This is a genomic window from Sphingobacterium sp. HSC-15S19, from assembly GCF_050433745.1.
In the GTDB taxonomy this organism is placed as follows: Bacteria; Bacteroidota; Bacteroidia; order Sphingobacteriales; family Sphingobacteriaceae; genus Sphingobacterium; species Sphingobacterium siyangense.
Map to the genome: position 1 here is coordinate 84192 of NZ_JBNPWQ010000011.1, position 16275 is coordinate 100466.

Consider the following 16275-nt stretch of genomic DNA (forward strand, 5'->3'; position numbering starts at 1 on the left):
AGGGCCAAAGAGAAAAAGTGGCTGGCAACGTAAACGTCCATAGAGACGGGTAATTTAAAAAATTAAAGGATGGAAAAAAACACTAAACCACAGCAATCTTTTATCCCGACGATACTAGCATTTGCACTTGTTCCGATTACGGGACTTGCCACCGACATTTATCTTCCGTCAATGCCACAAATGGCACAGGAGCTTGGCTTGAACGAAAGCAAAATCCAGTTAACACTTTCGCTTTTTCTAATCAGCTATGGTGTTGCTCAATTCTTTACAGGAGCATTAGTTGACGCTTGGGGAAGATATCGCATCAACCTGATATCTCTTTTCCTTTTCATTGTCAGTTTCTGGATCACAGCAAGCACGCAAGATATTTGGGTTATTTACCTGATGCGCATCCTTCAGGGAATCTTATCGGCATTTGTGGTCATATCAAAACGAGCCTATTTTGTGGATGTCTATGAAGGCGAGCAGCGCAAACACTACCTCAGCATTATGACCATCGTCTGGTCGATCGGGCCGATTGTCGCTCCTTTTATTGGCGGCTACCTCCAAACACAATTTGGTTGGCGTTCTAACTTTATGGTTCTGGCCGTTTACAGTGCCGTACTTTTCATCCTTGAACTGATCTTTTCCGGCGAAACAATCAAACAGAAAAAACCACTCCATATCAACTACCTGATCGGCGAATTTAAAATGATGCTTAAAAGCAACGATTTTACGTTCGGTATACTCATGTGCGGCATATCCTACGGTCTCGTCATGTTCTACAATCTCAGTGGTCCTTTTTTTATTGAACATCAACTGGGATATAGTGCGATTACAACCGGCTATACCTCACTTATTATGGGCTTAGCTTGGATGTGTGGTGGTTTTATTGGTAAAGCCCTTATTAAAAGAGCCTTGGTTCCAAAGTTGAGAATCGCCAATTTTATTCAGATCAGTCTGATTGTCTGTATGCTGATCGTTTCACCTTACCTGTCAAACCTATATACATTAACATTTTTCGCATTTGCTGTACATTGCACTGCAGGATTTATCTTTAACAATTATTTCAGCTACTGTTTAGGTAGGTTTCCATTGTCGGCAGGTATTGCCGGTGGATTGGTTGGCGGAATTACCTACCTCCTTACTTCTTCACTCAGTTACATCACCGTAAGCTTGGTAAACCCTTCTTCGCAGTTTCAAATTGGATTAGGTTATGGCATATTTGCGCTGTTGGGATTGACCATTTTATACGTTATTCATAAGCTGGTCAAAAGCGTATAAGCTATGCGCTGGTTCTTCCAGCGACAGCGCAACAACATCCTGTAGCTGACCAGCCACAAAACAGTTTTTAAAAGGTGAATTATTTTTAAAATAGTATTAAAAACAACTATATTTGTAGCATCATAATTTAGGTTTATAATTGGTTATTGAAGGTTTTCATTCTCCCCGTTTGAAAACCTTTTTTTTTTGCCTGCAAAAAAAACTTCGGTCTGCTTTTAGGGCTGCTTATGCTTACCAAATTAGGAAGACCTTTGCTTATTTTTTAATTGCTGCTTTCCTTGATACCGAATTTTTCAACATAGGTACGTGGACTCTCCTTATAGAATTTCTTAAATGTTTTGCTAAAATACTTTGGATCATTGAACCCGACCTGATAAGCCACTTCACTGATACTCAAACCAGTATCGTTCACTAAAATATAGGCTGCTTTCTTAAGACGTACCATATTAATAAATTCAACCAAATTCAGTCCTGTTTGCTGCTTAATCTTGCGGTACAAAACAGAGCGGCTCACGCCGATGGCTTTTGTAAGATCCTGCACTCCAAAATCTTCACAGCCCAGATTTTCTTCGACAACCTTCAATACCTGATCCAAGAAACGAGTTCTTTCAGGCAGATCTGTTCCCTGTGCTCCAAGAAGATAATTCTGCACAAATTTTTCCTCCAATCGTTTCCGCGTCTGTATGATGTTTGAAATTTTCTGAATGAGATGCGGCATGCTGAAGGGCTTGGTAATGTAATCATCTGTACCGATTTCAAACGCCTCTGTGATATAAGGATCAGCTGTACGGGCTGTCAAAAGAATCACAGGAATATGATTTGAACTACTATCGTTTTTAATCTGCTGCAAAAGTGTGATTCCATCACAGTTGGGCATCGTTACATCTGAAATGATAATATCGGGCTGTCTTGCTTGCACCAATTCCAGCGCCTCAATACCATCATTAGCTTCTAAAACAATATATTTTTTTCGTAAGTTTTCACATAGAAAACAACGAAGCTCCACATTGTCCTCGGCAACAAGTATGATTGGCTTATCTTCATCCGATACAGAAGGCTCTATTTCTGTTTTTATAGCATCCACATGTGGCATATCGGCATCTGTAGGGTCTGAGCATACTGTGGCTACAGTACCGTCCAAAGCCATGAGCTCTTCGATGCGGACATTCCCCTGTGGCAGGCTGATCCGAAATACCGTATTGAAGTCTGCCGGCTCCTGTGCCATATTACTTTCAACAGTGAGCTTTCCGCCGTGCAGATGTATGATCGAACGACAAAGTGCCAAACCTATTCCGCCATTGGTAGCCGACAGGCCTTTTGCATTGGCCTGATAAAATTGTTCAAATACAAAAGGTATATCTTTGGCTGGGATTCCACGCCCAGAATCCCAAACGGAAACAAGCAATTTCTCCAACTCGCCTTCCCCTTCTAACTCAACCTGTATCTTTATTTTACCCCCCTTGTCCGTAAATTTAAACGCATTATAAATCAAATTGACAAGGACTTTTTCAAATTGCTCCGGATCAAAACCTCCAACATAATCAGGGCTTACCTTATTATCCAGGAAAAACTGAATATTATTTTTCTCGGCAATAAAGTAAAAATTCTGGCGAATGTTTTCCAAATACGTAGCAACATGAACCTTTTGGCAAAACAATTTCATCTTTCCGCCTTCATGTTTTCTGAAATCAAGCAGCTGATTAACCAGATTCATCAAGCGATCCGCATTTCTTGTTGCATAACCAAGGTGTTCCTGGGCATATGCTGAAAGCGAGCGATCGTCTTTTAATTGATTTAACGGTCCAATAATTAATGACAATGGCGTACGGAATTCATGGGAGATATTGGTAAAGAAATTCAGTTTTGCTTCATGAAGCTCCTCCTGTTTTTCCGAATCTATTTTCCGAATCAAAAGGTCTTGTTTCAATTTGTTTCTACCGTGGAAAAATCGGATAACCAAAAAACTGGCCGCAGCAAAAAGAAGAAAATAGCCGCTATAAGCCCACCATGTCCTCCATGGCGCTGGCAGCACTTTAATCTTCAAGACCGTTGCTTTTTCGTTCCATACCCCGTCGTTGTTGGCCCCTTTTACCCAAAGCTCGTAAGTACCGGGGTCTAAATTGGTATAAGTAGCCACGGGATTGCTCACATAATTCCAGTCTTGGTCAAAGCCTTTTAGATAATAAGCATATTGATTTTTCTCCGGATGAACATAATTCAATACACTGAATTCCAAACTAAAAACATTTTGATTGTGATCAAGAATTAATTCATCCATCATGGATATATCTTTAGGGATAACACCATCGAGGCCCGGAAGAACTGTTTTATTGAATAATTTCAACTCCGTAAACTGAATGGGGGGAATGTAATTATTGACACTTAAACTATCCGGATTAAATAGGGTGAAGCCCGAGAAGCTTCCAAAGGCAAGTTTTCCATCCCGCAACATTGCTGCTGCATTTTGAATATATTCGTTACCAGGGAGACCATCGATCTTCGTATAGGTTCGCACATGACCAGATAGGGGATCGAAACAAGAAATCCCCGTATTTGTGCTCAACCACAATTTGTTTTTCAGATCACTTAGAATAGCAAAAACATTGTTGATCGGTAATCCGTTTCGCTCATTAAACCTTTTGAACGCTTTCTTCTCTGGAAGATAAAGATTCAGCCCGCCCATATACGTACCGATCCAAATATGTCCTTTCCGATCTTCATGGATACTCACAATATCATTTCCGCTAATTGAAAGGGAATCTTTCTTGTCATTTAGAAAGGAAACAAATTTATTGGTCCCCGCTAATTTTAGATTTAAACCATTTGAAGTACCAATCCAAAGATTACCTTTTGAATCCTCTAGTAAAGTGCGCACCATATTGGAACTCAACTGCTTTCTGGCAACATCAAATGTCTGGAAAGTTCCTGCTTTCTGGTTTTTACGAAGTACCTGTAGTCCTCCGCCGAAAGTACCAATCCAAATATCGCCATTACGATCCTCTAAGATCGCATACACATTATTATTTGCCAGGCCATTACTTACATTGGGATCGAAACGAAAATGTTCATAGCCTTGCTGCCCCTTTCGTCTTAAATTCAACCCACCATCATAAGTACCCACCCATAAATTCCCTTCCTTATCCAAACAGATAGACTTCACATTATTATGACTTAGGCCATTCAGGTTATTTTTATCGTGACGTTCACTAAAAAAAGAATTCGTACGCCGATTAAAATAATTCAGTCCGCCCCCCTCAGTTCCAATCACCAGTTCTCCCATAGCATTTTCAACAAATGCACTCACCACATTGTAACTTAGGCTATTGCGTTTAGATTGATGGGTGAAATTCTGAAAATTAGGAATATCCTTGTCATAAATATTAATCCCTCCAAAGTAGGTTCCAATCCAAATAGATCCCCGCTTATCTTGAAATATAGGGCGAATGGAATTATTGCTTAAGCTATTGGGATTTCCGTCGTCTGCCTGGATAAAAAGTAATTTTCCGTTTTGATAAACATATAGGCCATTGAATGTTCCAATCCAAATCTTTCCATCATCTGTTTTTTTTAAGGACCGCACATCTTGATTGGCCAAACCTGTATGATTGCCCTCTTCGGTTAACGAGGATATTTCGTCTGTATTCTCATTGATAATCCGAATACCATTATATTTTGTACCTACCCAAAATATACCTGGACTAACCTCCAAAACCGCCTGAAACCGTTGATTAATCTTATTATTTACCGATTTCTCTTTGAAGTAAGTCCTTAGCACCTTTAAGCTATTTCCATCTTTCGATGCGGCTTGCATGAGTACAATGGCATCATCGGTACAAAACCATAATCGCTTGCGGCGATCCTCATACATGGTTCGAAAATTACGATAGTATTCTTTTCCCTGGCTTCTTTCAACGGTAATCTCATTGAAGACCAATTCCGCTTCAGGATGCCGGCCCTCTTTAATCTTGTACAAGCCTATATTTGTCGCAATCCAAATCTTACCGTTGGAATCCTGAAAAATCTGGTGAACGTTGACATCCATTTTCCCACTGCTGCTCTCTACCGTAGGTAATGGTATACGGATAAAATTGTCTGATTCTCGATTGTATAAGTTCAGACCTGTCATTGTCCCTATCCAAAGCCGCCTTTTGTTATCTTCCGTAATCGCTTGAATAAAGTTGTGCTCTAAGGAAAGGCTATCTTGCGGATTACTGCGATAAATCGTAAACTTTCGGGCGTCGTATTTATTTAAGCCATCACGGGTGCCGATCCACATAAAACCCAAGTGATCTTGGGCTATAGCGAAAACACTGCCTTGAGACAAACCTTCGTTGACATCCAAGTGTAAAAAACGATAGTTTTTTTCCTGCGCATGCAAAACAGAAATTAAAGCTAACACACAGCAAAAACAGCGCATAAAAACACGTAATGGCATCATAAGGTATATAATTGAAATGGATGATAAAAATAATCATTCCATTGAATAAATACGAACAAGAATCACTTTAATCGATCTTTTAATTGTTGCTCATAAAGTGAGCCGATCGACATTATGCTGTTTTGATTTTCCCAGTAACCAGCATTTCTATTTTTCAATCTTCCAGCTACCTTTTCTCCCTTTACTCCTATGGCAAAATTTTGTCCGGAAGCCCAGGGCTGTTGTACTGCAGCACTTTTGACCGTACAATTCCATAAGACTTGTGTCACCCCAGCCCAGCCATGTCCACTTCCCCAGTTACCCCGGTCTTGAACATTAATTTCACCATCCGTTACGATTTGATCGTATAAGGTTCCAACAGCCCATCGATGATGCGGACCGATATCCGCATGTGTTCGCTCCGCGCTAGAAAGGCTAAAAACGTTTGGACCGAGGGTCCTAGCCCCTGTTACGTAATCATGGCGTCCTTCCGTGGTATAAAGTTCTTTAAATAAATTAAGCTGACCGTCATTATTGAATGAATACCTTCGGCCACCTGTAATTTGAGATTTTCCATCCAGACACCGCGACTTCATTACTGTAATCTGTTTGGCAAAAGCGCCAAGGCTCACCGCTGCATAACCAAAATAACGCGCGGTGATATTGCGCACCCAACCATTCGCTATTTTATCCATATCAATTGCGATCCAGCCGTGGTTTTCGTCTCCATCACTTACAAAATCGGATTCGAAACGTATATTTTCGATTCCAACTTCACTTATACGTCCGTCAAAGGTGTAAGGAATGACAGCCACTTTTCCATACCTCGGATCAATCGCCATCACCAAGGGATTATCAAAAAATACAGAGTCACCTTTAATGGCCAAAATAGTACGTTCAAAATTTAGCTTATATTCCCGCGCGGTCCACTGTTTCGTCCCTTCTCTCTTTTCAATTTGGTTCATTCGAAGCGCTTCGATCCAGGCGTCGTTCATCTCATATGAGAGCAGTACCTGCTCGCCCACTTTCCTTTCCTTCGCATGATCGATTAGGACATATTTAGCCCCTACAGGTCCATATCTATTCTTAACAAACTGTTTTCTAGCCTGGTCTACTGAATAACTACCTGTACCCGAAATCTTCAATAAGCTCCGTTGGTGCGGACCTGTGGCTTTAAGCAGGGTTTGCCCTATAGCATCGCCCTCCCCTCTCAACACGACACCGCTGGCATGAATTTCCAGGCTTCCAGGTATATTGTACTGGCCTTTTTTCAGCAAAATAGCACCTCTATAACCGTTTTTATCAAGTGGTTTTGCAGATACAGCATCGATAGCCTGCTGTATAATTTCTTGATCATCGCCATTTACGCTGGGTTTTACAGTAATCACAACAGGAACATTGGGCAGCTTTTGATCACCTTGATGATAGCCCACATGGCTAAAGTCGGGGATTACATTTCCCTGTGCATCTGGAAAATAGATCAATTGTCCCGCTGGATTTTTCCGGACCAGATCCGATTGAACTTTTCCTGAAAGTAGATCTTCTTGCCGATGCAGTGCTTCCAAAAAGTAATAATCTGCATAACTCAAGGGTTTATCCACTTCAGTATTGGAAGGTTTCGATCCTGTACTGTGTAATAATATAAAACCTCTACTTTTATTTGGTGGCGACATGTAATTGTCTATCAGGTTCGCCAATATGGTCTGTGCTTTTGCACGATAATCTTTCCCTTGGTTGCTATACATGCTTAATTCCAACAGCCCCGACGCTATGACTGTCGCTGCCGACACATCCCGTGGTTCATTTGGAATATTAGGCGCATCGAAATCCCAGTAAGGGATCAAATCTTTCGGCATATTGGGATGTGCAAACAGCCACTGCGCAACTTTTTCGGCTTGCTGCAGATATTTCGGATCTCCTGTTTCTCTGTAACACATCGTATAGCCATACAGTGCCCAGGCCTCTCCCCGCGACCATGTCGATTCATCACTTAAGCCCTGATGGGTGTTTTTATGCTGTACAGCTCCTGTTTTCGGATTGTAGTCTATTACATGATAGGTGCTATAATCTGGCCTAAAATGATTTTTTAGCGTTGTATTGGCGTGGCTCACCGCAATATGATAATAAGTAGAATCTCCAGTGAGTTTGGTTGCTTCAAACAGCAATTCTAGATTGAGCATATTATCGATGATGACCGGAAAATCCCAGCGATGACTATTGTGATCCCACGAACGTATACAGCCGACTGTCGGATTGAAGCGGGTTGCCAGCGTTTTGGCTGCCTGAACAAGCACCTCCCGGTACTGTGGATTTGCGGTTAACCGATAACCGTTTCCTACACTACAGTAGACCTTAAAGCCCATGTCATGGGTCTTTCCATTAAATTGCTCCGCTTCGATCGACCTTGTCGTTTCTGAAGCAAGATCCCTCCATTTTTGTTTTCCCGATTTTTCGTAGAGATACCACAGGACGCCAGGAAAAAAACCACTGGTCCAGTCCCCCCTTTTCACGGCAACCAGTTCGTTATCTGAGGAAAGCGTACGTGGCGATACCAAGGATGAATCACTTTTTTTCAAGAGCTGCAATTCTTTATAAAGTAGCTGAGCTTGTTGATCTGCAAGCCCCCAAGCTTTTTGCAGCTGCTTTGTGCTCTGTGCCTCAACATGTTGAAAAGCGCATAAAATTCCGGTCAAAAATAGTGCTTTGGCCACGGATGGCCTTTTTAAATTTCGAAAGCACAAAAAGAGGGCATATCTTCGCAAAGACGTAGCATTAACATTCATGTTATCTGTAGGTTTTTAAGGTGAAATGGTTAAGTTATTTTATAAGGGGGCTAGGAAAATCAAAGCCATATAATTGGGTTGCGAATGGGTAAATTTCGAATAACCTCTTCTTGTTCGGGTGCATGATCAAGCTTTTCCCAAAGCTGCAGATAGTCTTTATTCTGGAAAGCCACTGCCGAAAAGACAAGTGCCGGATGTGCAATTGGCCATTGATCCCAATACATGACATCTTTCTGATAAGGCCATTTTTCTTTAGCTGCGATATAGGGGGCCATAAAATCAATCCCCGTTTTTATGGTCCGCCCATCAGACAATGAATACTGCCAAAGGGAGGTATTGGTCTTGGACAAAATCTGGCAGATCATGGTCATCGCATCCAGATTAAACAACGCGTATCCATAAGGTTTTGTCCGCTGCAATTCTCTCGGGAAGCTTCCATTAGCTTCCATTTGATTCGGCAGCAGCACATGCGCATAACGATCTGCACATGTATTGAGTAATACAGTATCTTGCACTAAACTCGAAAATGCGGCTACCTGCATCACCCAACATGTACCATGGTTGTTGGCGGCATTCATTTCATCGATTCCATATTGATGCGTTGTAAGCCAGCGTAAATAAGCCGCAAACCAACGATGTATGGCATCCTTGGCTGCCTGTGGAAAATTGGGGTCATTTTCAAATATCTTTACGCCCTGTGCAACTTCCATCAGATGAATGGTATCAATAATACCTATTCCGCGCCCTGTAAAACGCCCTTGTATAGCCTGTGCATAAAGAAGATTCGGATTCATCATCGTTTCTGCATCAACGAACCAAGCCTTTAAATGACGAAGTGCCTGCTGTACATATTTTTTATCCGGATTCAAACGATAGGCTGAGGCCAGTGCACCCACGATTCGGCTGAAGCGGATCATTGCTTTACGATGTTCAACGAAATTGGCCGGATTAGTCATCCCATCCCGTTGGATATAGGGCGCAGCTGGATCTTTGGGATCGGGCCACCAATAATCGCCTTCAGAATAAAAATCATGAATACCCCCGGCACTCCGGACCGCGCTATATGCTGTCACAGTCAATGGCTTCTGCTTCATCGCCCATTTGGACTGCTTTAGGATAACAGGACGCAGCGTCTGGATGATCTCCTGCTCAAAAACACCTTTCTTAATTTCTGCCTTCAAAAATAAGGGGGAAATTGCGACCCCAAGAAGACAGCCCATAATGCGAACAATTGATTTAGATTTCATTTTTCCTGGATTTTGATTTATAGCGGAACAATACGATACCGTTTACCTTTTATCGTCTCAAATTGAACTTCGAACGTTTTCGTAGCTGCTAACGACGGCAATTTGGACGGATCAGCGATCGTATACGGTAGTTGTTCCGGTTTATATAATAGCGTGTTGTCTGTGACGGCGGCCTGATTTGATTCGATGCCGACAACTTTAACAGGTAAAGGTGTACGCAAACGACAAACACCTCCAATATTGGATACGATCATTGCTTCGGTCAATACGTTATTTTTCCAGGCAATGTCTACGGTAAAGTTTCCCCTGGCCTTAATTCCTTTAATCGTCCCAGCAGACCATTCATCAGGTAGAGCCGGCAATAAATGAACAGCACCATCGTGACTTTGCAGCAACATTTCAGTCATTCCGGCCGTAGCACCAAAATTACCGTCAATTTGAAAAGGTGGGTGTGCATCAAATAAATTCGGATAAGCTCCACCACCGCTCATCTGAGCACGATCCAATTTAGGATCGATAAAATTTAAGGCATCCTTGAGGATTTTATAGGCATGATTTCCATCCTGAAGCCTCGCCCACCAATTTGTCTTCCAGGCCATCGACCAGCCGGTACTGACATCGCCCCTTAAAAGCAATGAACGCTTGGCGGCCGCAGCCAAAGCCTTGTTTTCCGCAAGGCTGATCTGATTGCCCGGGTATAAACCAAATAAGTGGGAAATATGCCGATGCTGATCTTTTGGATCATCCCAATCTTTAAACCACTCTTGTAATTGTCCATATTGGCCCACCTGATAGGGATAAAGCTTTTCCTTCGCTTCTTCTAGAGCCGATTTAAATTCAGGATCAATACCCAATATCGTACATGAACGAATAACAGCTGTAAAAAGCTCACGAATGATCGCCATATCCATGGTAGAGGCCATAGTCAATTGATATTCTTTACCTGCTATTTTAATTGTATTTTCAGGTGAAGTGGAAGGATTGGTCACGAGATATTTACTTCCAGGATCAGCAATCAGCCATTGCAGCATAAATTGGGCCGCCCCTTTCATCAATGGGTAGGCCTTCTCCTTCAAGAAAGTTTTGTCACCCGTAAAACGATAGTGTTCCCATAGATGTGTGCTCAACCAGGCACCTGCCATAGGCCATGCCGACCAGCGTGGCATTCCTTTGGGGTCCCAATCATATCCGCCCGGAGGGGAAGTTTTGGCCCATAGATCGGAATTATGATGCACAACCCAGCCCTTATCGATATGATAATTTACCGATGCTGTTTTAGCCCCGTTGATCGCCAGCTCATCCATAAAATCAAACAAAGGCTGATGACATTCTGCAAGATTGGTATTTTCCGCAAGCCAATAATTCATTTCTGTATTGATATTGGTCGTATAATTACTTCCCCACGGTGGCTGCACATGATCATTCCAGATCCCCTGTAAATTTGCAGGCCTTCCTCCTTGTCTGGAACTGGCAATCAATAAGTAGCGTCCAAAATGATAATACAGCGTCAGAAGTCCCAAATCGGCCGGTCCTTTGGAAAACTGCATGACACGCTGGTCTGTAGGTAATTTATCATGTGCAGAAGTACCGGTCAGCGCAAAGGCTACACGATTGAATAGCGTTTGATAATCCCTTTGATGGTTTGCAAGTAAGGTATGAAAATTCTTTTTGGAGACCGTATTCATGCGTTTTTTTGCGAGCAGCGTGGCATCTTTACCTTCCTGACTCGGAGACTTATCAAAACCGTTAAAGCTTGTCGCTTCTGTCAAAAATAAAATCACCTCATCTGCGCCTATAATTTTAAGCTTATCCTGCTCTTTTTTCACCACACCACCGGTAGTTTTTACACTGACCTGCATCGCAAAGGTCATCCCTTTTCCGCCAACACTATCGTACAGCACCTGTTGAGGTTCATAATCCCTATTGGCGACAAAACTCGGCGCCTTACCCTGAAGGGTCAGTTGATTATCCCCTTGGATCGAAACGCTATATCGGAGCTTACTGGTCAAGGAAAGATCCAAGGTAATTGATTTTTTCTTGTCCGCTTTCAATCGAACCACCAATGCTTTATCCGGAAAGCTGACAAAACTTTCCCTTTGGTATCGAACACCTTGATACGAATAACTCACCTGATTGATCGCTCGTTCAAGATCCAGCTCCCGTTTATAATCTTTGACCTTTTTTTCGTCCTGATGAAAGTCCAACCATAAATCGCCCATGGGTAGATACCGAGCAGAATAAGGTCCTTGCATTTTCTTCCAAAGAACTGCTGCCTCTTCATATTTTCCAGCAAAGATGGCTTGGCGCACCTGGGGTAAAACCTGCGGGCCGTTTGGAATATTGCCCGCATCGGGTTCACCCGACCACAGCGTATTATCGTTAATTTGAAACCTATCTTTATTTAGCCCTCCAAAGACCATCGCTCCTGTTGTGCCATTTCCAAGTGGCAGTGCTTCTTCCCACAGTGAGGCCGGCTGATTATACCAAAGCTTCAGCTGCGGCGAATTGCTTTGTGCACGGCATGGAGCAATCGTCCCCAGGAGGCCGAGCAGTAAAAAGAAGTTCAAATGATTCGTTGCTTTTAACATCTTGTACTATTTTTCTATTGTTAACAAGGTACTCTTTGATCCTTCCATCCGGCCTGATACCACGGCTCTTCCCGAAGGCAGTCGAAGTTTAATCAATGCACGACCATTGTAGGCCTGTACTTTTTTCGACCCCGTAGAAGTGCCTTGATCGACGATCAACTGACCATCGCCGGTTGAACCAAAATAGATCCAGTCCTTTGCATCGAGACAGGGGGTATTGGTATCGTCCACAATTTGGGCTTGCACAGTGATTACTTCGCCTTCCGCAGCAATCTGTTCGACAAGTAATTTGGCAGGTTTACCCCATTTTTTTGTCTGATACTGCTGTTCAATTTCATCCACTAGAATTTCCCGTCCGTTTTTCGCGACAGCTTTAATCTGATTGTTTCCTTCGTTCAGTTTCACCATCCAGCGCAAACCTGCCGCTGGAAAATCTTGGCTATTCCTTTTCTTTAATCCTTGACTTTCTCCATTGACAAAAAGCTCAACCTCACTGGCATTGGAATATACCTTTATCATTTTCGACTCCTCTTTTTCACCCCAACGGATCGGCCAAGTATGGCCATAAATATGCAGCATTGGTTTCGCTGTCCAATACGACTGGAATACGTAGTACGATTCTTTTTTGGTAAAATCCCGTTCAACAACACCCTTCTGATTGACATAAGGCACAGGATTGTCTGGTCGGACCGGAGTTGAAAAATCTTTAAATGGCCAATAGGCTGTTCCCGTGAGCCAAGGCATTGTTTCTTGTTCCTTTAAGTGCCAATCGATGAGATTACAGATGTAGCTTTCACTCCAATCGCCATCTTTAGAAACCCGTGCTGCACCACCAATGAGCGACGCATCGCCTGCCCGTTCATCTGTTGTGCCATCACCTTTGATTTTAGCTAAAGCGCGATCAGGGTCTTCTGCATGTCGTCTTGCATGACTATCCCCGCCCCACTCCACATGAAGGAAATGTTTTACCTTTTTCATTTCTTCTTCGGACGCTGTTTTATAGTCGGTATAAACACCTCTATACCAACCCGCCCAAATGGAGGGCGAATAAACATCAACAATATCTTTACAGAAATCACAACGTCGTATTGCTGTTTTCCGACTCGGGTCCAATTGATGAGCTAAATCATTGAGTTCACTCATATAAGCCCTTATCTTTGCCTGATCAAACTCCGTAAAATCACCAGGCCAATCATTTTCATTACCAAGCCCCCAGATAATGACCGATGGATGATTATAATGCTGTTCAATCATATGGGTTAACATCCGTTTTCCCTGAAGTTGATAGACCTCACCACCTAATCCACCTCTGCACCATGGAATCTCTTCCCAAACCAAAATGCCCAGACTATCACAGGCCTCAAGCACTTTACGACTCTGCTGATAATGTCCCAAGCGTATAAAGTTTACGCCCATCTCTTTCATCAGGGTCATCTCTTGTAGAATCTGATCGTCAGTCATTGCTGCAGCAACGCCGGCATGGTCTTCATGACGATGGGTACCACGAAGCAAAAGCCTTTTCCCGTTCAGCAGAAAAGGACCTTTTTCTTTAAACGCTACATGTCTAAAGCCAAAGACACTCTCTTCTTTAAATACTTGTCCATTGCTTTTGATTGTCGTAACTAAACGGTATAAAGCCGGTTGATCAGGACTCCAAAGCTGTGGCTTCTTGACCAGGAATTGTCCAAATTCAAGATTCAACGTCCCCCTATTTACCTGTGGTTGCTGGGTTTGCACGATTTTTCCAGCAGGGTCATAGAGCTGCGTTTCGACTTCAAAATTTGTCTGAGCCGAAAATGGCATCAACCGTCCGCGGACGTTGACCACTCCCTGCTTACCATCGGCCCCTACTGACGCCTCAACAAACACACGCTCCAAAGCTGTCTGCGGAACATATTTCAGGTTTAGATGTCTGTAAATACCTCCATAGACGTTAAAATCAGACAGATCAGAAGGGATCATTTCGAGATCACGTGAATTATCCACACGAATTGAAAGCGGTATTTTGCCCTTAAACTGTTTTTTAAAAGCGGCTGTTTTTTTTAACTTTTCAACGGCATCTGTAATGTCCACAGTCCATTCGTCGTATCCGCCAACGTGCTCCCCAACTTTATTTGTATGGATATAAACAGCTGTCTTTTGTCCGGCTCCTTCAAAATGAAGAAGGGTGTGACCATTTAAATAGGGGTTATCGATCTCCAGCGATTTTCTGTACCAGCTTGGCCCCTGATAATAATTTATAGCTGGATCAACAGCGTCCAGCGCATTATAACAGTGCGGCAGATTTATCTGCTCCCAAAGTGGAACAGACTCGGGATTACCGGCTCCCACCGGTCTTACAGCTTCCCAGATTCCCCCCAGATCGCTCTTTAAGAAATCCCAGCCTTGATCAATCCGCTTAACTTCCTGAGCGTGGAGCTGAGCAACTCCAAAAGTCAACAACAACGCAATTATTTTATTCAATCTACTTTTCTTCATTATGCTATTTTAGTATCTGCTTTTCATCTTATCGGCCTTACTCGTCCAAAGCCCCAGTTTTCATGTTTTTTGCTCCGGCCCCTTTTTCGCGCTTAAATTTGCCAGCCACTTCAATCTTAATCACTGTAGCAACAGCATCAATGGTCTGCTCAGGCACGGCAATCTGAATACCATTGGCATTCGATTTTACATTTAACACTTGATTATTGGCTAAAAGACTAGCTTTTAAAACTTTATTTTCAATCGGAAGTTCAACTATGCCATTTTTTGGCCAGTCAAATACGGAGACATACAAATAAGTCCGCTTTCCATCTTCCTTCATGGTACATCTCCCCCATTCAAATGGCTGTAAAGGACTACTCTTGGTCGCGTAGACTGCTTCACTATTGGCTTTCATCCATTTGCCAATTACAGCCAAACGTTCTATACTCTCCTGTGGAAAGGATCCATCGGGTTTTGGACCAACGTTCAACAAGTAATTTCCACCTTTGGAAGCAATATCAACGAGATTGCGGATCAAGGTTTCGGCAGACTTCCATTTATGATCCGATGTGCGGTAGCCCCAAGTGCCATTCATGGTCATACAAGTTTCCCAATGCTTGCCTTCAAGTTCACTCCAATCTGGAATTTTTTGCTCCGGCGTTTTGGTATCGCCAGGGAAATTAGGCCGTTTCAATCGATCATTTGTGATAATATTGGGTTGTAATGCCAATTGGTCCTGAAGCATATTTGCGGCTTCGTCGGTCATATTGGTTGGTGTATCCCACCATAGCACAGCAATATCCCCATAGTTACTCAACAATTCTTTGACCTGAGGCACAGATACGTTTTTGATATAGTCACTAAAACTCGCTGTTTCTTGTTTGGGATCCCAATGGCCATGATGTGCTAGTGTGTAATCATCTATGCGGGTTGAATCTGGATTAGGCCAGCCTTCTCGCATTAATTTACGAGCAGCCGATCCACCAGGGTTATTCCAATCCTGTGCCTGTGAGTAATAAAAGCCAAGTTTCAGGCCATATTTTCGGCAGGCTTCGGCCAAAGGTTTCAAAACATCTTTACCGTAGGGCGTCGCATCCACCATATTCCACTTACTCGCTGTTGTTTCAAAGAGCGCAAAACCATCGTGGTGTTTGGCCGTGATAATCAAATATTTCATCCCGGCATCTTTCGCCATGCGTACCCATTCGTCTGCATTATACTGTGTGGGATTAAATTGTTTTGCCATCGCCTGATATTCATCAACCGGAATTTTAGAGCGGTTCATAATCCATTCTGCTCCACCACGTGCCTGTTCGTGCCCCTTATAAACACCGCCAAACTGCGCATATACTCCCCAATGGATAAACATGCCAAACCGGGCTTCCTCCCACCATTTCATGCGTACACTATCGGGCAAGCGGTTCACTTGCCCAGTCAATGATCCCCTACCTATCACCATGATGAGGACAATTGACAAGAACATATTATATATAGCTTTCATACCTGAATTTTTCTTT

General features: G+C 42.8%; 7 protein-coding genes. 1 reads left to right on the forward strand and 6 read right to left on the reverse strand.

Annotated features, from left to right (window positions below; genetic code table 11):
- Positions 1–69: 69 nt before the first annotated feature.
- Positions 70–1263 carry an MFS transporter gene (locus tag L1283_RS11035; protein WP_075991888.1) on the forward strand — a complete coding sequence of 398 codons (1194 nt, stop codon included), beginning with the start codon at positions 70–72 and terminating at the stop codon, positions 1261–1263.
- 262 nt (positions 1264–1525) lie between these two features.
- Here the strand turns inward: L1283_RS11035 and L1283_RS11040 are convergent, their stop codons facing one another.
- The 6 genes from L1283_RS11040 to L1283_RS11065 all read right to left on the reverse strand — a co-directional run bounded on the left by L1283_RS11040 (position 1526) and on the right by L1283_RS11065 (position 16259).
- Positions 1526–5701, reverse strand: coding sequence for a two-component regulator propeller domain-containing protein (locus L1283_RS11040; protein ID WP_429626104.1), 4176 nt, complete (start codon positions 5699–5701; stop codon positions 1526–1528).
- 62 nt (positions 5702–5763) lie between these two features.
- On the reverse strand, positions 5764–8391 hold the full coding sequence (locus L1283_RS11045) for a glycoside hydrolase family 88 protein (RefSeq protein ID WP_312352242.1): 2628 nt from the start codon (positions 8389–8391) through the stop codon (positions 5764–5766).
- A 131-nt stretch (positions 8392–8522) separates the two neighbouring features.
- Complete coding sequence (locus L1283_RS11050) at positions 8523–9710, reverse strand: alginate lyase family protein (RefSeq protein WP_286851911.1); 1188 nt, start codon at positions 9708–9710, stop codon at positions 8523–8525.
- Between the two features lie 17 nt (positions 9711–9727).
- On the reverse strand, positions 9728–12298 hold the full coding sequence (locus L1283_RS11055) for a glycoside hydrolase family 95 protein (RefSeq protein ID WP_286851912.1): 2571 nt from the start codon (positions 12296–12298) through the stop codon (positions 9728–9730).
- A gap of 6 nt (positions 12299–12304) precedes the next feature.
- Entirely contained in the window at positions 12305–14776 is a 2472-nt protein-coding gene (locus tag L1283_RS11060; RefSeq protein WP_286851913.1) for a glycoside hydrolase family 2 TIM barrel-domain containing protein, read from the reverse strand.
- A 37-nt stretch (positions 14777–14813) separates the two neighbouring features.
- Complete coding sequence (locus L1283_RS11065) at positions 14814–16259, reverse strand: alpha-L-fucosidase (protein WP_286851915.1); 1446 nt, start codon at positions 16257–16259, stop codon at positions 14814–14816.
- Positions 16260–16275: the final 16 nt, after the last annotated feature.